21 protein-coding genes and 1 tRNA gene are annotated in these 19458 nt (G+C 36.0%); 8 read left to right on the top strand and 14 right to left on the bottom strand.

The features are described 5' to 3' along the window. Positions 1–37: 37 nt before the first annotated feature. Positions 38–478 carry a retropepsin-like aspartic protease gene (locus MR062_RS04670; RefSeq protein ID WP_242202924.1) on the bottom strand — a complete coding sequence of 147 codons (441 nt, stop codon included), beginning with the start codon at positions 476–478 and terminating at the stop codon, positions 38–40. 80 nt (positions 479–558) lie between these two features. Between MR062_RS04670 and MR062_RS04665 the strand changes: the two genes are divergently transcribed. From MR062_RS04665 to MR062_RS04630, 8 genes are all read left to right on the top strand, one after another. Continuing rightward, positions 559–1326 (top strand): TatD family hydrolase, encoded by a 768-nt coding sequence (locus MR062_RS04665; RefSeq protein ID WP_242202923.1) that lies wholly within the window; start codon positions 559–561, stop codon positions 1324–1326. 4 nt (positions 1327–1330) lie between these two features. Beyond that, positions 1331–2362: an asparaginase gene (locus MR062_RS04660; RefSeq protein WP_242202922.1), complete on the top strand. Its 1032-nt coding sequence runs from the start codon at positions 1331–1333 to the stop codon at positions 2360–2362. A 79-nt stretch (positions 2363–2441) separates the two neighbouring features. After that, a tRNA-Ser gene (locus MR062_RS04655) sits at positions 2442–2529 on the top strand. Positions 2530–2602: 73 nt separating this feature from the next. Beyond that, positions 2603–3379 carry a MotA/TolQ/ExbB proton channel family protein gene (locus MR062_RS04650; RefSeq protein WP_242202921.1) on the top strand — a complete coding sequence of 259 codons (777 nt, stop codon included), beginning with the start codon at positions 2603–2605 and terminating at the stop codon, positions 3377–3379. Between the two features lie 20 nt (positions 3380–3399). Continuing rightward, positions 3400–3834, top strand: a complete 435-nt coding sequence (locus MR062_RS04645; protein ID WP_242202920.1) for a hypothetical protein — start codon at positions 3400–3402, stop codon at positions 3832–3834. Position 3835: 1 nt separating this feature from the next. Beyond that, positions 3836–4444 carry an ExbD/TolR family protein gene (locus MR062_RS04640; protein WP_242202919.1) on the top strand — a complete coding sequence of 203 codons (609 nt, stop codon included), beginning with the start codon at positions 3836–3838 and terminating at the stop codon, positions 4442–4444. A gap of 22 nt (positions 4445–4466) precedes the next feature. Further along, complete coding sequence (locus MR062_RS04635; RefSeq protein ID WP_242202918.1) at positions 4467–4949, top strand: ExbD/TolR family protein; 483 nt, start codon at positions 4467–4469, stop codon at positions 4947–4949. Between the two features lie 68 nt (positions 4950–5017). Then, positions 5018–5707 (top strand): porin family protein, encoded by a 690-nt coding sequence (locus MR062_RS04630; RefSeq protein WP_242202917.1) that lies wholly within the window; start codon positions 5018–5020, stop codon positions 5705–5707. On the opposite strand, the gene MR062_RS04625 is transcribed toward MR062_RS04630, so the two are convergent. The 13 genes from MR062_RS04625 to MR062_RS04565 all read right to left on the bottom strand — a co-directional run bounded on the left by MR062_RS04625 (position 5702) and on the right by MR062_RS04565 (position 19455). Then, positions 5702–6307 (bottom strand): hypothetical protein, encoded by a 606-nt coding sequence (locus MR062_RS04625; RefSeq protein ID WP_242202916.1) that lies wholly within the window; start codon positions 6305–6307, stop codon positions 5702–5704. The two genes, MR062_RS04630 and MR062_RS04625, sit on opposite strands and share 6 nt — an antisense overlap. Beyond that, positions 6307–7764: an RNA polymerase factor sigma-54 gene (gene rpoN, locus MR062_RS04620; protein ID WP_242202915.1), complete on the bottom strand. Its 1458-nt coding sequence runs from the start codon at positions 7762–7764 to the stop codon at positions 6307–6309. The genes MR062_RS04625 and rpoN overlap by 1 nt, the downstream gene beginning before the upstream one ends. 116 nt (positions 7765–7880) lie before the next feature. Then, positions 7881–9317, bottom strand: a complete 1437-nt coding sequence (gene asnS, locus MR062_RS04615; RefSeq protein WP_242202914.1) for an asparagine--tRNA ligase — start codon at positions 9315–9317, stop codon at positions 7881–7883. A 224-nt stretch (positions 9318–9541) separates the two neighbouring features. Then, on the bottom strand, positions 9542–11947 hold the full coding sequence (locus tag MR062_RS04610) for an efflux RND transporter permease subunit (RefSeq protein ID WP_242202913.1): 2406 nt from the start codon (positions 11945–11947) through the stop codon (positions 9542–9544). Between the two features lie 59 nt (positions 11948–12006). After that, complete coding sequence (locus tag MR062_RS04605; protein ID WP_242202912.1) at positions 12007–13278, bottom strand: hypothetical protein; 1272 nt, start codon at positions 13276–13278, stop codon at positions 12007–12009. 85 nt (positions 13279–13363) lie between these two features. Further along, entirely contained in the window at positions 13364–13918 is a 555-nt protein-coding gene (gene frr, locus MR062_RS04600; RefSeq protein WP_242202911.1) for a ribosome recycling factor, read from the bottom strand. Between the two features lie 42 nt (positions 13919–13960). Continuing rightward, positions 13961–14668 (bottom strand): UMP kinase, encoded by a 708-nt coding sequence (pyrH, locus tag MR062_RS04595; protein WP_242202910.1) that lies wholly within the window; start codon positions 14666–14668, stop codon positions 13961–13963. A gap of 207 nt (positions 14669–14875) precedes the next feature. Continuing rightward, entirely contained in the window at positions 14876–15850 is a 975-nt protein-coding gene (gene tsf / locus MR062_RS04590; protein ID WP_242202909.1) for a translation elongation factor Ts, read from the bottom strand. Between the two features lie 111 nt (positions 15851–15961). Further along, complete coding sequence (gene rpsB, locus MR062_RS04585) at positions 15962–16735, bottom strand: 30S ribosomal protein S2 (RefSeq protein ID WP_242202908.1); 774 nt, start codon at positions 16733–16735, stop codon at positions 15962–15964. A gap of 207 nt (positions 16736–16942) precedes the next feature. Then, positions 16943–17329, bottom strand: a complete 387-nt coding sequence (rpsI, locus tag MR062_RS04580; protein ID WP_242202907.1) for a 30S ribosomal protein S9 — start codon at positions 17327–17329, stop codon at positions 16943–16945. Next, positions 17329–17784, bottom strand: coding sequence for a 50S ribosomal protein L13 (rplM, locus tag MR062_RS04575; protein ID WP_242130770.1), 456 nt, complete (start codon positions 17782–17784; stop codon positions 17329–17331). The genes rpsI and rplM overlap by 1 nt, the downstream gene beginning before the upstream one ends. A gap of 199 nt (positions 17785–17983) precedes the next feature. Then, positions 17984–18982 carry a hypothetical protein gene (locus MR062_RS04570; protein ID WP_242202906.1) on the bottom strand — a complete coding sequence of 333 codons (999 nt, stop codon included), beginning with the start codon at positions 18980–18982 and terminating at the stop codon, positions 17984–17986. Between the two features lie 185 nt (positions 18983–19167). Beyond that, a complete protein-coding gene (locus MR062_RS04565) occupies positions 19168–19455 on the bottom strand; it encodes a YciI family protein (protein ID WP_242202905.1) in 288 nt (95 codons plus the stop codon). Between the last annotated feature and the right edge of the window lie 3 nt (positions 19456–19458).

The raw sequence follows: 19458 nt of genomic DNA, 5'->3' as shown, positions 1-19458 counted from the left end.
AGGGTTAGGTGCTATTTATATTGTGTAAGATCTATTCTTACAGTTTTAAATATAGATATTTCTTTTGATAATCTATAATAGCTTTGGCTTTTTTTAAAATATCGGCACCAATGATACCGTCAACAGGTTTTGAATTATGTTGTATTAGGGCAGTATTAACATGAGAGAGATTAAATAGTACCAAAGCAATTTTGTTGTTTTTCCATTTGCCAATTTTCACCTTGTTTTTTTTGGCGGTTTTGGTATCCATATCAATAGCACCTGCACCTGCTGCTTTAACAATGGAATCTTCGGCGTTTAATTTAAAAGTGTCTACAGCTTCAAAATCCACACAGGAATTTGAGGCACCCGTATCTAAAATAAACACTCCTTTAACACCATTTATGGTTGCCTTAATCTCAAAATGATTGGTTTTGGTAAGGTGTAATTTTACTCGCGTATAGTTTTTGGCACTAAGAAATTCATGAAGTGACTGCATCTTATGGTCTTTTGGCAAAGATAGTCATGTAAAACGATTATTTTTACAAATTAAAATAGGTTCACTAAAACAATTTTATTTTGATTATTACCGATACTCATACCCATTTGTACAGCGAAGCCTTTGATGATGATAGGAACGAGAGGATACAAAGTGCCTTAAATCTAGGAGTTTCTAGGTTTTTTATACCGGCTATTGACTCTACTTATACCGAATCCATGTTGCAATTGGAAAAGGATTTTCCAGAACATGTGTTTTTAATGATGGGGCTGCACCCAACCCATGTCAAGGAAAATTATGAAGAAGAACTTAGGCATGTGGAGTACATGTTAGGCCAACGTCAATTTTATGCCATTGGGGAAATAGGTATTGACTTGTATTGGGACAAATCAACTTTAGAGATTCAGAAAAAGGCATTTAAACATCAAATACAATTGGCTAAAAAATACAAGTTGCCTATTGTAATTCATTGTAGGGAGTCCTTTGATGAGATTTTTGAAGTTTTGGAAGGTGAAAAAGACGATAGTTTATTTGGGATTTTCCATTGTTTTACAGGAACATTGGAGCAAGCCCATAGAGCCATATCCTATAATATGAAATTAGGTATAGGTGGTGTAGTTACCTTTAAAAATGGAAAAATAGACCAGTTTATCAATCAAATAGATTTAAAACATATAGTGTTGGAAACCGATGCGCCTTACTTGGCTCCGGTACCTTACCGCGGTAAGCGAAATGAAAGTGCCTATATAGTTAATGTGTTGGATAAACTGTCCTTATTATATAATAGGTCTGCAGAAGAGATTGCTGCAATAACAACACAAAATTCAATAGACATTTTTAAAGTATAGTGTTATGGCCCAAACAACTCCAAACATACTCCTTATATATACTGGTGGTACCATAGGTATGGTAAAAGATTTTAAAACAGGAGCGTTACGTGCTTTCGATTTTAAAACACTTTTGGATAAGATCCCCGAATTACAACTTTTGGAATGTAATATCGAGACGATTTCTTTCGAAGACCCTATAGATTCCAGTAATATGAATCCGAATTATTGGGTTCAGATCGCAGAGATCATAGAAACTCACTACAACTCATTTGATGGTTTTGTGATCCTTCATGGCAGCGATACCATGAGCTATACAGCTTCGGCATTGAGTTTTATGCTGGAAAACTTAACGAAGCCAGTAGTCTTTACAGGATCTCAATTGCCTATAGGTGATTTGCGTACCGATGCTAAGGAGAACTTAATAACTTCCATACAGGTAGCTGCTTTGCAATCGAATAATAGACCAGTAATACAAGAAGTGTGTTTGTATTTTGAATATAAGTTATACAGGGCCAATAGAACTACAAAAATAAATGCAGAACATTTTGAGGCTTTCCAATCGCCCAATTATCCCGAGCTGGCCCAGTCTGGGGTGCATTTAAAAGTTAATAGTGAATATTTGTATAAGGCAGATGTGGCAAAAACAATCAGAGTCCATAAAACGCTTGATACCAACGTAGCCATAATAAAACTGTTTCCGGGTATTACAAAAGCATTATTGCAAAGCATCCTGCAAACACCAAATTTAAAAGGCGTGCTTTTGGAGACCTATGGCGCAGGTAATAGTACTACAGAACCTTGGTTTGGTAATTTGTTGGAAGAAGCTATTGCTAAAGGCCTTTATGTTGTAAACATTACCCAGTGTGTAGGCGGAAGTGTTATTATGGGACACTATGAAACCAGTAATCAATTAAAAAACATAGGCGTTATATCGGGTAAAGACTTAACAACAGAAGCTGCAATCACTAAATTAATGTGGTTATTAGGGGAGAAAATTGAATCTAAAGTATTCAAAACCATGTTTGAAACCCCATTAAGAGGGGAAATGTCTTAAAATTAACGGCTAAAGTTTTATCATTTAAAGAATTTTTTGTTATTTGAGCCACCAAATTTAAAGGCTCTTAAAAAGAAACAGAGAGGTGGCCGAGTGGTCGAAGGCGCACGCCTGGAAAGTGTGTATACGCCAAAAGCGTATCGAGGGTTCGAATCCCTTCCTCTCTGCTGTTATTTTTATTTTTAATTGCTTTTTTTTTATATCTTTAACACTTTAACTAATAAAATTAAGATCTAGAACATGAAAAGATTATTTTCTATCCTTGCCATCACAGGAATAATGGCATTCGGAACTGTTAATGCAACTACAACTGCTACCACAACAACTACTACAACGGTAGCCACTATGACACAAGATGATGATGCAGCTGCTGCACCCGCAGAAGAAGTAGGGTTTCATCAAAAATTAAAGAAACGTTTTATTGAAGGAGGCCCAGAGTTCATGGGTATTGTATTACTATGTTTAATTTTAGGTTTGGCCATCGCTATAGAGAGAATTATCTTTTTAAACTTATCCACTACAAATACAGCTAAATTAACTAAAGAAGTAGAAGATGCTTTAGCTTCTGGTGGTGTTGAAGCCGCTAAGGAAGTTTGTAGAAATACTAAAGGCCCTGTTGCTTCTATTTATTACCAAGGATTGGATAGAACCGATGAAGGCTTAGAAGCTGTTGAAAAAGCAGTTGTAGCTTACGGCGGTGTTCAAATGGGACAATTAGAGAAAAATGTATCTTGGATTTCATTATTTATCGCATTAGCACCTATGTTAGGGTTCATGGGAACGGTAATTGGTATGATCCAGGCATTCGATAAAATTGAAGCAGCTGGAGATATGAACCCATCTTTAGTAGCTGGTGGTATTAAAGTAGCTCTTTTAACAACAGTATTTGGTTTGATTGTTGCTATTATACTTCAAATATTCTACAATTATATTATTGCTAAAATCGATAGCATCGTTAACAATATGGAAGACGCTTCTATTACGTTAATGGACTTGCTTATTAGAAACAAAAAGTAATAATTTAAATTGTAAACATTATGAAAAAAATAATAACCATAGTATTAGCATTGGTAGGCGTACTGTCTATAGTATTCCTAGCAATGATAATGTCAGCGGGTGATGAAGCTGTAAAAATGGGTGAAGCTAGTGGTTCTGTTAATTCTTTTATGTATATCGCATATGCCATTTTCTTTATCACTTTATTTTTTGTAGTTATCTTCACTTTAAAAGGAGTATTTACTAACGCCAATACACTTAAAAGCACGCTAAAGAGTGTAGGTTCTTTTGCTTTGCTAGCGCTAATTTGCTATTTTGGTTTAGCAGAAGGTGTTGAGACCCCATTAAAAGATGGTGATATGTTATCGGAAAATGGATCTCAATTAGTAGGAGCAGGTTTGTATTTGTTCTATGTACTTATTCTTATAGCAGGAGCACTTATGTTGCTCTCTGGAATTAAAAAAATGATAAAATAATATGGCAAAACGAGCAGCACCGGAAGTTAATGCAGGCTCAATGGCCGATATTGCCTTCCTTTTATTAATATTTTTCTTGGTTACGACAACCATTGAAAAAGATTCGGGGATTAACCGTAAGTTGCCCCCAATGGAGGAATCGGAAGAGGATGTGGTTATCAAGCAAAAGAATATTTTTACGATTTCAATCAACAGTAGAGATGAGTTACTTGTTGAAGAAGAACGTATGGAACTTAAAGATTTACGTAAAGCAGCGGTTGAGTTTTTGGATAACAATGGGGACGGGTCTTGCTCTTTTTGTAAAGGCAAAAAAGATTCTAAATCTTCAGACAACCCAGATAAAGCTATTATATCGTTAAAAAACCAACGTGAAACGTCATATGCTGCCTATATAGCAGTCCAAAATGAAGTGGTTGGTGCTTACAATGAGTTAAGGAATAGACGTGCTTTGGAGCTGGGCCCACAAAAGGGTTTTTCCGGTATGGACTTTGTGAAAATGCAGGAAAATTATAAGGACGTAAGATGGTCGGGCAATAAAGATAGACTTAAGGCAGTAATCGACCAGATTAAGGAAGAGATTCCCCAAAAATTTTCAGAAGTAATCGAATAATTTAGAATCAAACAAAAGAATTATGTCTAAATTTAAAAAGAAAAAGGGAGGTGATTTACCTCCAATTAGTACGGCTTCGTTACCAGACATTGTATTTATGTTGTTATTCTTTTTTATGGTTGCTACCGTAATGCGGGAAAACACGCTTTTAATACAGAATACTTTGCCTGTTGCCAATCAAGTTGAAAAGTTGGATAAGAAGAATCCTATTAGTTATATTTACATGGGTAAGCCCAGTGATAACTATAAGAAAAAATATGGTACTGAGGCAAGGGTACAGCTTAATGATAAGTTTGCAGATGTAAATGACGTAGGCGCTTTTATTGAGGCAGAACGAGCTGCTTTAAGGGAAGAATTAATACCTTATTTAACTGTCTCTTTAAAAGTAGATAAAGAAGCGCAAATGGGTATTGTTGGTGATGTCAAGCAAGAACTAAGAAAGGTTAATGCCTTAAAAATTAACTATACTACAGGTGTAGGTGATGCATTATCGAATATAGAATAAATATCTTAATTTGTTAAAAGTTAGAAGGCATCCCGCTTTAGCGGATGCCTTTTTTTAGTTAATAGTGTATGCGAAGGTTACTTATAGCAATAGGGTTTATGTTTTTTTTGGCGTTTTTAAATGCACAAGAGCAAGCCAATAGTGTTGTGGATTCTCTGTATAGGGAAGACCAGTTTTATGCGGGGGTTACCTATAATTTGTTGGGCAGTACATCAGATAATTTATCCCAAAATGGATTTTCTGGAGGATATCATTTGGGTTTCATAAGGGATATGCCCATTAACAAAAACAGAAACTTTGCTATTGGTTTAGGTTTAGGGGTTTCGGCAAACTCATACAACCAAAATATATTAATAAGTAAGTATGATACGAATAATATTAGTTATACCGTATTAGATGGCAATGCCTATTCTAAAAATAAATTTACAACGTATTTAATCGAAACTCCTTTGGAATTTCGTTGGCGTACATCATCACCAACCCAGTACAATTTCTGGCGTATTTATGCAGGATTTAAACTGGGCTATTTAGTAGCGCATAACACCAAGTATAAAGGCGATTTAGGTAAAATAAAACACAATAATATAGACCATTTTAACGACCTACAATATGGTCTAACTTTAAGCGTAGGGTATAACACTTGGAACATTCATTGTTATTATGGACTTAACCCAATTTTTTCTAAAGATGCCCAATTAAATGGAAGCACCATAGATATGAATTCGATTAAAATAGGGTTGATGTTTTATATTTTATAGCCAGTAATTCACTAATATAAGTTGAGGAATAACCCCTAAAAAAAAGCCAATAGCCAATTCTTTGTAATTATGTGCTTTTAAATGTAACCTTGATGTGGCTACAGCACCAATAATAATGGCCATAAATGCCAGTGTTCCATTTATGTTAATGCTAAAGTGTATACTCAATGCAATAAAAAACATAAGTAAACCAGAAACGGCAATCATATGTATACTGGCTTTAAACTTTAGAATGGCTAGTATAAGGCACGCCAATGTAGACACTAAAATACCCACAAAAAAGAAATACAACTCAACAACTTGTGAAGGTGTTAGAATTTGTTTTATAATTACTAAAGTCACCGCAAAATTTAGCATTAGGGGTATAATGCGTTCTTTTGTACTCTTTAAATAAATAGAATTGGCTTTGCCTATAGTTTTTAATAAAAAATATAAAAGAATAGGGAGAATAACTGTTAATATAAAAAGCGACACTAATTTAGCATAGATAACTTCAATAGGGATGTATCTTGGAGACTTCGAAAAATAAAATATAACCCCAAAAATGGGCATCAATAATGGATGGAATATAAACGAAATACTTTTTAAAACTTTATCCATTATATTTTTTTACGCAGTCTAGCCACAGGGATATCCAGTTGTTCTCTATACTTAGCCACGGTACGACGTGCTATTGGGTAGCCTTTGTCCTTTAAAATGGCCGCTAAGGCATCATCTGTTAAAGGCTTTTTCTTGTTTTCTTCTTCTATTACGGTTTCAAGTATTTTCTTTATTTCACGAGTAGAAACATCTTCGCCTTGATCATTCTTCATGGATTCTGAAAAGAATTCCTTTATTAATTTCGTGCCATAGGGCGTATCGACATATTTACTGTTGGCCACCCTGGATACGGTCGATACATCCATTTGTATTTCATCGGCGATATCTTTAAGGATCATGGGTTTTAATTGGCGTTCATCACCGGTTAAAAAATAGTCTTTTTGGTAATGCATAATAGCACTCATGGTAACAAATAAGGTTTGCTGGCGTTGTTTAATGGCTTCTATAAACCATTTTGCGGCGTCCAGTTTCTGCTTAATAAACAGAATGGCATCTTTTTGCGATTTCGATTTATCTTTGGCATCCTTATAGCCCTTTAGCATATTGTTGTACTCCCTCGAAACATGTAATTCTGGAGCATTTCTGCCATTAAGGGTGAGTTCTAGCTCACCATCTTCAATCTTAATGGCAAAGTCTGGAACAACGTGTTCTACAATTCTGTTATTGCCAGAGTAGGAGCCTCCAGGTTTTGGGTTGAGGTGTTCAATTTCATTAATGGCTCCTTTTAATTGTTGTTCGGTAATGTCAAACTTCTGAATTAATTTCTTATAGTGTTTTTTGGTAAACTGATCAAAGGCGGAGTCTATAATTTTTAAAGCCAGTTCTGTATTTGAATTTTTATCTTTTCTATGCAGTTGAATGCTCAAGCATTCCTGTAAATTTCTTGCACCAACCCCAGCTGGATCTAGCTGTTGAACCACATGCAGTACCTGTTCTATTTTGTGTTCGGTAGTATAGACGTTTTGGGTAAAGGCTAGGTCGTCCATAATATCAGAAAGCGATCGTCTTATATAACCGCTTTCATCTACACTGCCTACTAAAAACTCGGCAATATCTCGCTCTTCATCATTTAATCTGTAGGTATTCAGTTGGTTTACCAAATGTTGTGTGAATGAAACCCCTGCAGCATAGGGAATCGTTTTTTCATCATCATCACTGCTGTAATTATTAACTTGCGTACGATAGTCGGGTATTTCATCATCACTTAAATACTCATCTACGTTAATATCTTCGGCATTTATGGACTCATTGTCGTTATAGTCATCATCGGTATTTTCAAAATCCGAATCAAATTCATTATCGGTTTCTTTACCACTTTCTAAAGCTGGATTTTCTTCCAATTCCTGTTTTAAGCGTTGTTCAAAAGCTTGCGTAGGCAATTGTATCAATTTCATTAATTGAATTTGCTGCGGTGATAGCTTTTGAGATAACTTAAATTGTAATTGTTGTTTGAGCATGAGCTACGATTTGGTATGCAATATAAAGATAGAAATTTAGATTGAAAAGATTAAATAAATGGCACCTTAGGTGTTACACTGAGCGCACTCGAAGTGCATTCGAAGTCACCATTTATTTAAAACTCTGCATTCTGTGGTGTTCTAGGAAACGGAATAACATCCCTTATATTGCCCATTCCCGTAGCAAACATAACCAATCGTTCAAAGCCTAAACCAAAACCAGAATGAACGGCTGTACCGTATTTTCTAAGGTCTAAATACCACCATAAATCTTCTTCAGGAATATTAATAGCTGCCATTTTTTGTTTTAAAACATCTAGGCGCTCCTCGCGTTGTGCACCACCAACAATTTCGCCTATTCCTGGGAATAAAATATCCATAGCACGTACGGTTTTACCATCGTCGTTAAGGCGCATGTAAAATGCTTTTATATTGGCTGGATAGTCGAACAGTATAACGGGGCATTTAAAATGTTTTTCTACCAAGTAACGTTCGTGTTCACTTTGTAGATCGGCTCCCCATTCGTTAATAATGTATTTGAACTTCTTTTTCTTATTGGGCTTACAGTTTCTTAAAATCTCTATGGCTTCGGTATAGCTTAAACGCTTGAAATGGTTTTCGGTTACAAACCTTAATTTTTCAATTAAGGACATTTCGTTGCGTTCGGCTTGTGGTTTTGTTTTGTCTTCGTCTTGTAAGCGTTTGTCCAAAAACTCTAAATCTTCTGTATTGTTTTCTAAAATATACTTCAAAACAAACTTTAAAAAATCTTCAGCTAAATCCATATTGCCTGCTAAATCCAAAAAGGCCACTTCGGGTTCAATCATCCAAAACTCGGCAAGGTGTCTAGACGTATTAGAGTTTTCTGCTCGAAACGTTGGCCCGAAAGTATATACTTTACCAAGCGACATGGCATAAGTTTCGGCTTCCAATTGGCCAGATACGGTTAGGTTGGTTTCCTTTCCAAAGAAATCTTGGGTATAATCTACTTCACCTTGATCGTTTAATGGTGGATTTTTAGCATCAAGGTTTGTTACACGGAACATTTCTCCGGCACCTTCGGCATCGCTACCTGTAATTATGGGGGCATGCATGTAATAAAACCCATTGTCGTTAAAATACTTATGGACAGCATACGATAAAGCCGATCGTAAACGCATAACTGCACTAAAGGTGTTGGTTCTGGTACGTAAGTGCGCTTGTTCCCTTAAAAACTCAAAAGAATGCTTTTTAGGTTGAATAGGATAAGATTCTGGGTTGCTATCGCCCAAAACGGCAAGTTCACTTACCACAATTTCTACTTTTTGACCCTTGCCTTGGCTTTCTACCAATTCACCTTTTATGTGCAAGGCAGCTCCTGTGGTAATGCGTTTTAAGAGCGATTCGTCAAATTTTTCAAAATCTATAACGCATTGTATATTATTTAAAGTAGAACCATCGTTAAGGGCTATAAATCGGTTGGCACGAAAGGTTCTTACCCAACCTTTAATTTCTACGGACGCAAATATAGATGGCTCTGTTTGTAGTAGTTCTAAAACGGTAAATGATTTCATGTGTTAATATTTGTTGTTTTTTAATGGCACGCTTCGACTAAGCTCAGCGCAGGCATGTAACATTCAAATTATCATTCCGCTGTGTGTCGAAATTTTAATCATGAATGTTTCATTTATACATCAAAATTTAGAAAGTAAATATAAAAAAAGGCTTTCGGCTTTCAAGTACTAAAACCCTAAATTCTAGTTAAAGATGCGGGTTAAACTTCTTTAATCTTGCTTAATTATTTAAACAGGTCTTCTTGCTCCTCTTTTTCTTCATCTGGAATAATGTTTATGGAAGGTTCCCTTAACACTTTTTTATTGGCAATACTGCGTTCTAACGATAATAATAGCGAGGGTAGCAATAGTAAATTAGACAACATAGCAAATAATAATGTTGCAGAAACCAAGGCTCCCAATGCTACGGTGCCTCCAAAACTGGAAATGGTAAATACCGAGAACCCAAAAAACAGTACTATGGAGGTATAGAACATGCTCACTCCTGTTTCGCGTAGTGCCCCATAAACCGAAGTTTTAATTTTCCAGTTGTGGGCTTGAAGTTCCTGGCGGTACTTTGCTAAAAAGTGAATGGTGTCGTCTACCGAAATACCAAAAGCAATGCTAAATACCAATATGGTAGATGGTTTTATAGGTACGCCCAAATAACCCATTAAACCAGCAGTAACCAATAGGGGTAATAGGTTGGGGATAAGGGAGACAATAATCATACGTCCCGAACGGAACATATAGGCCATAAACAGCGATATTAAAAAGATTGCCAAGGACAATGAAATGGCTAAATTTTTAACTAAATAGGTAGTTCCTTTTTGAAATACCAATGCTTTACCTGTCATGGTAACATCGTAACGTTCTTTAGGGAAAACCTTATCTATTTTATGTTGAAGGTTTTCTTGAATACGTTCCATTTTATCGGTGCCAACATCTTTCATAAACGTAGTGATACGAGCATATTGGCCTGTACTGTCCACAAAGTTTTTTAACAGATCGACGTTTGAAGATGAGTTTTTGGCATAAGCCAAAATAAAATTGTTTTCTTGCGATGATGGTAATTGGTAAAACTTGGTGTTGCCGTTGTAATAAGCTTGTTTGGAATACTTAACCAACCCAACGACCGATATGGGTTTTGACAGTTCTGGCGTTTCAATAATTAAATCCTCAAGTTCGTCCATGCGCTTCAAGGTCGATAATTTCATAACGCCTTTTTTGCGTTTGGTGTCAATCATTATCTCCAGGGGCATGATACCATTAAATTCCTCTTCAAAAAAGCGGATGTCTTTAAAGAACTCAGTTTTTTTGGGCATGTCTTCAATTAAACTACCCGATATTTTTATCTGATAGATGCCAATCATACTAATAATTAACAAGACAACAGAAGTAGCATATATGGTAATGCGTTTATGTTTTACCATACGCTCCATCCAATTCACAAAACCACCAATCCAGCGTTTGTTTAAATGTTCTAAGTGACGATCTTTTGGGAATGGTAAAAAAGTATATATGATAGGAATGATAAGTAGGCATAAAATAAAAATAGCTAAAATACTTAGCGAGGCTACAATACCAAATTCTTTTAAAAGGTTGCTTTCTGTTAATATAAATGTGGCAAATCCAGAAGCTGTGGTAACGTTGGTCATTAAGGTGGCGTTGCCTATTTTCGTGATAACACGTTGCAACGATTTTACTTTGTTGCCATGTAGCTTAACCTCGTGCTGGTATTTATTAATCAAAAAGATACAATTGGGTATTCCTATAACAATAATAAGTGGAGGAATGAGTGCCGTTAAAACGGTTATTTCATAATTTAATAACCCAATAATACCTAAGGTCCACATAACTCCAATACACACCACAATTAGCGAAATGAATGTAGCTCTAAACGATCTAAAAAAGAAAAAGAAGATAATTGAGGTTACTAATAGGGCAACACCAACAAACAGCCCAATTTCGTCTACAATATTTTGTGAATTTAAGGTCCTTATGTAAGGCATTCCCGAAACCCTAACATCAATATTGTTTTTGTCTTGAAACGCTTCAATTTCAGGAATTAAGTTTTTTACAATAAAGTCTTTTCTAACAGGGGTATTAACAATATCCTTTTTTAAATAAATGGCTGTTCGTATGGTCTTTGTTTCCGCATTAAACAAAAAGTTGTCATAGAATGGATATTTATTAAAAAGGTCATTTTGAAGGGTGTTGAGCTCACTTAACGAACTTATGGAATCTTTAATGAACGGTTGAAGTTTAAACTTTTCGTTATCGGTATCTTTAATTAGTTTTTGAAGGTCCTTAATGGAAACTACAGTTTCTACTTCATCGTATTTTTTAAAGCCATCGGAAAGCCTGTTCCATGCATTAAACTTTTCAACCGAAAACAAAGTACTGTCCTTCACCCCCAAAACAATTAGGTTGCCTTCTTCACCAAATGTTTTCAAAAAGTTGTCGTAGGTAATATTGGCCTCGTGGTCATTTGGCAATAAATTGGCCTCGGTATAGGTAAAGCGCATGTTTTCCCATTTCATACTAAAGAAAAGGGTCACTAGAACAATGGCCACCAGAATGACTATTTTATTGCGTAAAATCAGGCGAGCCGCGACGTCCCAAAAATCTTTAGTTAAAAGTTTTAGCATGCTTTCTTATAAAGTTGCGCAAAGGTAGAAAAAACAAAGTATTAGCAACCTTAATTAGCTTATAATGTTACGTTAAATGTAAATTTAAACGCGATATTATCTTCAAAATCGGGCAAGTGGTATGCCCCATAGCGGTAGGTGAAACTTAAACCAAAGCCGAAAAGGAGTTTGTTTATTTCGAAACCGGATTCTGTATAGCCTTTTTTAAGTGATCCAAACGTTATGTTTTCGTGTTTTTCTGGGTGGTTCATGTCGCCTATGGCATAGCGTGTAATTAGTACCAATTGAGGTTTGTAGCGTTGAGAGACCGTAAAGGGTTTTAAATAGTGCTTGAGTTGTAATGTGGCAAACCTATCTGAAAAGAACTCATTAAAGTACATGGTCTCAAAACTTGTTAATCCTGCTACCGAAAAGCGTTGTAAAATAGTTTCCTTGGTAATGTTATTGGGATAGGCATGGTAAAGGTGCGTAATTGGGGTATTGCCTGTTGCGATACCCGAAACTAAAGTGAATTCTGAAAAGGTAGCTTTTTCATCGCCTATTTTATAAATGGTCTTAAAGTCAACTTTTGAAAAGCTAAGATTACTTTTAAATACTTTGTTGAAACTTTTGGTATACTGAACAGTAAATTTTGGATAAGCCGATTTGGTTTCTTCTTCACCTTTTTCGGAGGATTTAAATTTACTAAAAGGGCTCCACTGTAAAGCGGTTTTTAATGTACTTAAGTGAAAGCTGTTAATTACTGAGTTGTTTATATGGTATCCGTAGCTGTAGGTTGGATTTATATTACTTATGGCAAACTCAGCTTTGGTGAATATTTTGGGACTTAGTTCATGTTCTACGGTAATTGCTTTGGTAATGTGTTTGTGAAATAGGCTTATGTTGAGCAAACGAGGCTCGAAAAACTGAAAAAAACGCCCGTCGGTTAAAAATGTAGTACTACCAGATTCCTGTAAATCGTTGGTGTAGGATAGGTTAATCCAGGTATTGGTTTTTTCTGAAATCCTAAAACCGCCTCCAACACTGTATTTAAAGCGATGGTCCCTAAAGCCATATACCGTATAGGAATTTATTCTGTAACATTTTGAAAAATTGTCGTTGGTGATGCCTCCAAGTCCGGTTCTAATACCTTCATATTGATTGAACTTTATAAGGTATCTTAAATCGACATTGAAATATTTAGTAGGGAAGTAACCATTGCCAAGGCTCATTAAAAGTGAGCTTTTTTTTATGGAGTCTTGTTGGGGTTCTTTAGCCGTTTCGGTGAATGACTGTGATTGTGCTAATGCGATAAAGAAAAAGAAAACTATTAACGTAAAAAATCTTAGCATTAGCAAGTAAACTAGATGGGTTATGTAAAATGAAAAAAAGCGACTCAATAGCTTAACGAAGTAGAAACTATTGAGCCGCTTTTTATTAAACAGTCATAATTTCTTGTTCCTTCACCCCAAAAAGATCGTCCACTTTACTAACGTACTTATCGGTCATTTCTTGTACGTCTATTTCGGCATTTTTTTGAAGGTCTTCAGAAACGTCATCTAACTTTTTAATGTCGTGGTTAGCATCCTTACGTGCAGTTCTAATACTCACCTTTGCGTCTTCGGCTTCGGCTTTGGCTTGCTTTGCTAAGTCTCGGCGACGCTCCTCAGTCAATGGAGGTATGTTTATAATAATTGTTTCGCCATTATTCATGGGATTGAACCCTAAGTTGGCATATAAGATAGCGCGTTCTATTTCCTGAAGCATGCTTTTCTCCCAAGGTTGAACAGTAATGGTTCTTCCGTCTGGTGTATTAACGTTAGCTACTTGGCTTAATGGGGTTTGTGATCCATAATAGTCTACCGTGACGCTACCCAACATAGCTGGGTTTGCCTTTCCTGCTCTAATGTTCAAAAATTGCTTTTCCAAATGCTTTATGGCATTGTCCATAGCTTCTTTTGTCGTATCTAGTATAAATTGTATATCATCCATTGTTTTATAGTTTTGGTCAATATATTCAAAAATTACGCCAATTTACAAATTAACTTCGGTTCCTATATTTTCGCCCGAAACAACTTTAAGCAAATTACCTTTTTTATTCATATCAAAAACAATGATAGGTAATTTATTTTCTTGGCTAAGGGTAAAAGCTGTGGAATCCATTACTTTTAGTCCTTTTCTTAGTACGTCATCAAAAGAAATGAAGTTAAATTTTGTAGCAGTTTGGTCTTTTTCTGGGTCGGCATTGTAAATACCATCTACACGGGTGCCTTTTAAAATCACATCGGCTTCAATTTCAATGGCTCTTAGTACAGCCGCCGAATCGGTAGTAAAATACGGGTTCCCAGTACCGCCTCCAAAAATAACCACACGTCCTTTGTTTAGGTGGCTCAAAGCTTTTCTCCTAATAAAAGGTTCTGCCACTTCATTGATTTTAATGGCTGTTTGTAATCTCGTTTTTAATCCGGCATCTTCTAGGGCACTTTGTAAAGCCAATCCGTTAATAACGGTAGCTAACATGCCCATATGGTCGCCCTGTACGCGGTCCATACCGTTACTGGCGCCAGCAACGCCTCTAAAAATATTACCGCCGCCTATAACAATGGCGACTTCAACACCTTTTTCGGTTATTTCTTTTATGTCCTGTGCATATTCTGCCAAGCGTTGTGGGTCAATCCCGTATTGGCGATCCCCCATTAGGGCTTCACCTGATAGTTTGAGGAGTATTCTTTTGTATTTCATAAATGCGTGATGAGATTTCCGCTAGAGCGGAAACAAGGTTGTGCAAAACTAAACATTTTTTTGCTGTTTAACGATAAGCAGATTATTAAAAAAGATGGAATGTATTAATTTATCTAGTTCTAGTTTTGAACTCAGTAAACATATGACATAAAAAAACCACCAAGTTCTATACTTGGTGGTTTTAAATATTTTAATTGTACTTAATGCCTATCCTACAGAAGCACGTTTGAAACCAGCGATTTCAACGTCGCCGTAAGAAGCAACATATTTAGCAACAGTTTGCTTTTCGTCTTTAATGAAGTTTTGATCCAACAAACACTTCTCTTGATCTAAAGTGGTGTTGTCTGAAATGAAACGCTCCATTTTACCTGGTAAAATTCTGTCCCAAATTTGCTCTGGTTTACCTTCGGCTTTTAATTCGGCTTTAGCATCTTCTTCAGCTTGCGCTAAAACTTCAGGAGTTAATTGAGCCATAGAAATGTATTTTGGTACATTTTTAAGGGTTTTACCTAAACGTGCTAATTCTTCATTGTCTTTTTCGATAACCGCAATTCTAGCTTCAGTTTCTGAAGCGATGTATGCAGGATCGAAATCTTTGTATGATAATGTGGTGGCTCCCATTGAAGCAACTTGCATAGCGATATCCTTAACTAAAGTTTCAGCATTATCTACTTTTGCAGATAAACCAACTAAAGCAGCAATTTTGTTAATGTGAACGTAAGAACCAACATAAGGCGCTTCTAATTTTTCAAACGCTGTAATGTCTAGTTTTTCACCAATAACACCAGTTTGCTCAGTTAATTTTTCGGCTACGGTAATGCCTCCAAAATCTGCAGCTAAAAAGTCTTCTTTAGTATTGTAGTTTAAAGCGATATCTGCTAATTGGTTAGCTAATGCCACAAAGTTTTCGTTTTTACCAACAAAATCTGTTTCGCAACCCAATACAATGGCAACACCAGCAGTTTGATCTGCATTGATTTTAGCTACTGCAGCACCTTCAGAAGATTCTCTGTCGGCTCTCTTTTCTGCAACTTTTTGTCCTTTTTTACGTAGTACCTCGATAGCTTTGTCGAAATCACCTTCAGCTTCAACTAAGGCTTTTTTACAGTCCATCATACCGGCACCGGTAGCTTGTCTTAATTTATTTACTTCAGCGGCTGTTACTTTTACTGTAGTACTCATAATTAATTATAATTTAAAAAAGTCGTTTAATTTGTTTTTCAGTAACCCTTCGACTAAGCTTAGGACAAGAGAAAAGAATTAAACGACTTGTTTGTGTTGTGTTAACGTTATTTATTCTTCTTCTTCAGCAGCTACAGCTTTCTTAGCTTCTTTTTTAGCTTTTGGAGCTTCTTTTTCAGCTGCAGAAGCTTCTTTTTCGGCTTTACGCTCTGCCAAACCTTCTGCAATTGCAGATGTTACGTGAGATAAAATCTTATCGATCGATTTTGAAGCGTCATCATTTGCAGGGATAACATAATCAACTTGACGAGGGTCTGAGTTGGTATCTACCATTGCAAAAATTGGAATGTTTAATTTTTGAGCTTCCTTAATCGCGATGTGCTCACGCTTAATATCTACAACAAATAAAGCACCAGGTAAACGGGTCATGTCACTAATAGAACCTAAGTTCTTTTCTAACTTCGCTCTTAAACGGTCTACTTGTAAACGCTCTTTTTTAGATAACGTATTGAAAGTACCATCTTTCTTCATTCTATCGATTGAAGCCATTTTTTTAACAGCTTTTCTAATAGTAACAAAGTTAGTTAACATGCCACCTGGCCATCTTTCTGTAATGTAAGGCATGTTAATGGCTGTTGCTTTTTCTGCAACAATATCCTTAGCTTGCTTTTTTGTTGCAACGAATAAAATTTTACGTCCGGATGCTGCAATTTTAGCTAATGCATTTCCAGCTTCTTCAATTTTAGCCGCTGTTTTGTAAAGGTTGATAATATGGATGCCGTTACGCTCCATATATACGTAAGGAGCCATATTGGGATCCCACTTACGTGTAAGGTGTCCGAAGTGTACACCTGCTTCTAGTAGTTCTTTTACTTCTACTGCCATTTTGTGTAATAGTTTACGTTCTGTTGAATTAGCAATGGTTAAGTGGTCATTATTTTAAATCGCCTTAACCATTTAGATGCTAAACTAAATCCTGACTTCCGATAACTTACGGAACGTCATGGACAACAATAACTGGTTATAAATTTTTGTTTTAACTGAAATGATAATGCTTCGACTATGCTTAGCACGACATTCCAAATCGGGATCTTAACGTTTAGAGAACTGGAATTTCTTACGCGCTTTCTTCTGACCGAATTTTTTACGCTCTACCATTCTTGGGTCTCTGGTTAATAATCCTTCTGGCTTTAAGATGGTTCTGTTTTCGGCATCTAATTCGCACATTGCACGAGAAATCGCTAAACGTACGGCTTCGGCTTGTCCAGTAATACCACCTCCATATACATTGATTGTAATATCAAAGTTGCCATCATTGTTAGTCATAACCAAAGGTTGCTTTACTTTATACTGCAATGTAGCAGTAGTGAAGTAAGCGGCTATGTCTTTTTTGTTAACTGTTATGTTCCCATTTCCAGGGGCAACATAAGCACGAGCAACAGCCGTCTTTCTACGGCCAATTTTGTGAATTACTTCCATTAATTAAATTCGTTTAAGTTAATTGCTTTTGGTTTTTGTGCTGCATGAGCATGTTCTGAACCAACAACAACTGTTAGATTACGGAATAAATCTGCCCCTAATTTGTTTTTAGGCAGCATTCCTTTTACTGATTTTTCTACTACTCTTGCAGGATCTTTTCCAAACAATTCGGTAGCAGTTAAACTTCTTTGACCACCTGGGTAACCTGTGTGACGAATGTAAGTTTTGTCATTCCACTTGTTTCCGGTTAGGTTGATTTTTTCTGCATTGATAACAATTACATTATCGCCGCAATCAACATGTGGTGTGAAGTTTGGCTTGTGTTTACCTCTTAAAAGTTTTGCAACTTTAGAAGCTAAACGACCAAGCGTTTGCCCTTCAGCATCAACTAAAACCCACTGTTTGTTTACAGTAGCTTTGTTGGCTGAAATTGTTTTGTAGCTTAATGTGTCCACACTTTTAAATTTTCTGATTAAACATTCCTCTCTCAAAAAGAGTTTGCAAATTTACGATTATATATTTGATTACCAAATAGTGAGGCAGGATTATTTTTAATTAAAAAGTCCTTGTATTTCACTGTGTGAAAGCGGTTTATTTGATGGCCTTAAATTAACGCGTTTTCAGTAACTGTGATTAAGCGCATTCTATTCGTGCTTAAGGCATGCTACTCGTGTTGCTAACTTCTAATTTTCTAGAGGCTTCACCATCAACCAACTTGTAGGAAACTTGTCGGGTGCCGCCCGTTGGTTTGGCATTGGTATCGCCTTCTTTATATACTGGAAATTGTTGAACCAAAACAGTCTCTACAATTGAAAACTCATCATGGCCTTTATAACCTTTGTTGATCTTGGTGTTGTCTGCTGTTGGCTGAAAATAAACCTGACTCATAGATTTTTTATTGTTTACCGAAAAGGCATAAACATTTCCGTATTTATCGCCATCAATGGATTGGGTGTATACAAATAGATCTGGTGAACCGTCAGCATTAAGGTCTTCGACTTCTGCATCGATAACTTGTTCGCCAGCAATATCGAATGTTTCGTTATAGTCTTGTTCGGTTAGACCAAAAGCAAAAACGGTAAGTGTGTTTTTACCATTTTTTTTAATGGAAGAAATGTTGAACCCAATATTTTGTAAATTCAATAGTTTAGTAAAAGATGTTTGGTCTACTTGTCGAGCGTCTAAATCTTCGCTAATCTTTTTATAGGTGCCACCTATGGTAGCGCCCCCACTGCAAAAGAAGTTGAGTATACCTGAGTCTTCTGTATTTCCGGTTGAAATGGATATGCTGTCTTCTGTAAAGTCAAAGCTTATTGTCTTTCCATCGTATACCGCTTCATAGGAATGTTCGTTTTTTTGATATGCTTTGGTATCAAAGGTACAGGTAGGCTTTTTTTTGTCGGCTCTTGAGCGTACAGAAATAGAAATTGAATTATCTCCAATTGGTTTGACCGATACGGCTACCCAATCGTATCCCTCTGCTTTTTTTGCATAGCTGTTGTCTACATAATTTCCATAAATGGTTGGGCTTGTATTGGGTATTTGAGCTTCTGGTTTGTTGGTGTTAACTTGTTTTTCTTCAGTGTTTTTTTGCGATTGCTTACAGGCTATTACTAAAATACTAAATAGGGCTACTAAAATTATTTTTTTCATATTCCTTGTATTTGAATTCTATGCTATATACGAAAAAGTTACTCGTAAAGGCCTAATAAAATTAGGTTTAGCACGTAAATTACGCATTATTTTTATGGTATTGTAAATGCGTTTTTAATTGAACACAGGTTTTAAAGTAAGCTTGGCTGCAGGGTTTAGATTGGGTCAGTTTTGTATTCGTGTTTTTATTTCGTCAAAAAATTCAGTTCATCACAGGTTTTACTAGGTACAAATTCAATTAATTCGTAATTGGCTAATTCATTACTTTTGAAAGGGTCTTTTTCAATAATTTTTTCTAATTCCAATTTCGAATCAACATTTGATAAAATTATGCCTCCCGTTCTTGGAATTTTTCGTCCAGAAGCAAGGAAATTCCCCAATTCATATTGCTCATTTAAAAACGCAATGTGTTCGTTTAAAAATTGGTCGATTTTTTCCAATTCCGTTCTGTAGGTTATATTTATAATGAACATTTA

The sequence above is a fragment of the Aestuariivivens insulae genome (assembly GCF_022662195.1).
GTDB lineage: Bacteria > Bacteroidota > Bacteroidia > Flavobacteriales > Flavobacteriaceae > Aestuariivivens > Aestuariivivens insulae.
This window is presented reverse-complemented; position numbering and strand designations above follow the sequence as displayed.

Excerpts from the sequence above, each read along its gene's own strand:
- MR062_RS04670 (WP_242202924.1), bottom strand. The coding sequence starts at position 478 with ATGCAGTCACTTCATGAATTTCTTAGTGCCAAAAACTATACGCGAGTA.
- MR062_RS04660 (WP_242202922.1), top strand. The coding sequence starts at position 1,331 with ATGGCCCAAACAACTCCAAACATACTCCTTATATATACTGGTGGTACC.
- MR062_RS04650 (WP_242202921.1), top strand. The coding sequence starts at position 2,603 with ATGAAAAGATTATTTTCTATCCTTGCCATCACAGGAATAATGGCATTC.
- MR062_RS04645 (WP_242202920.1), top strand. The coding sequence starts at position 3,400 with ATGAAAAAAATAATAACCATAGTATTAGCATTGGTAGGCGTACTGTCT.
- MR062_RS04640 (WP_242202919.1), top strand. The coding sequence starts at position 3,836 with ATGGCAAAACGAGCAGCACCGGAAGTTAATGCAGGCTCAATGGCCGAT.
- MR062_RS04635 (WP_242202918.1), top strand. The coding sequence starts at position 4,467 with ATGTCTAAATTTAAAAAGAAAAAGGGAGGTGATTTACCTCCAATTAGT.
- MR062_RS04630 (WP_242202917.1), top strand. The coding sequence starts at position 5,018 with ATGCGAAGGTTACTTATAGCAATAGGGTTTATGTTTTTTTTGGCGTTT.
- MR062_RS04625 (WP_242202916.1), bottom strand. The coding sequence starts at position 6,307 with ATGGATAAAGTTTTAAAAAGTATTTCGTTTATATTCCATCCATTATTG.
- rpoN (WP_242202915.1), bottom strand. The coding sequence starts at position 7,764 with ATGCTCAAACAACAATTACAATTTAAGTTATCTCAAAAGCTATCACCG.
- asnS (WP_242202914.1), bottom strand. The coding sequence starts at position 9,317 with ATGAAATCATTTACCGTTTTAGAACTACTACAAACAGAGCCATCTATA.
- MR062_RS04610 (WP_242202913.1), bottom strand. The coding sequence starts at position 11,947 with ATGCTAAAACTTTTAACTAAAGATTTTTGGGACGTCGCGGCTCGCCTG.
- MR062_RS04605 (WP_242202912.1), bottom strand. The coding sequence starts at position 13,278 with ATGCTAAGATTTTTTACGTTAATAGTTTTCTTTTTCTTTATCGCATTA.
- frr (WP_242202911.1), bottom strand. The coding sequence starts at position 13,918 with ATGGATGATATACAATTTATACTAGATACGACAAAAGAAGCTATGGAC.
- pyrH (WP_242202910.1), bottom strand. The coding sequence starts at position 14,668 with ATGAAATACAAAAGAATACTCCTCAAACTATCAGGTGAAGCCCTAATG.
- tsf (WP_242202909.1), bottom strand. The coding sequence starts at position 15,850 with ATGAGTACTACAGTAAAAGTAACAGCCGCTGAAGTAAATAAATTAAGA.
- rpsB (WP_242202908.1), bottom strand. The coding sequence starts at position 16,735 with ATGGCAGTAGAAGTAAAAGAACTACTAGAAGCAGGTGTACACTTCGGA.
- rpsI (WP_242202907.1), bottom strand. The coding sequence starts at position 17,329 with ATGGAAGTAATTCACAAAATTGGCCGTAGAAAGACGGCTGTTGCTCGT.
- MR062_RS04570 (WP_242202906.1), bottom strand. The coding sequence starts at position 18,982 with ATGAAAAAAATAATTTTAGTAGCCCTATTTAGTATTTTAGTAATAGCC.
- MR062_RS04565 (WP_242202905.1), bottom strand. The coding sequence starts at position 19,455 with ATGTTCATTATAAATATAACCTACAGAACGGAATTGGAAAAAATCGAC.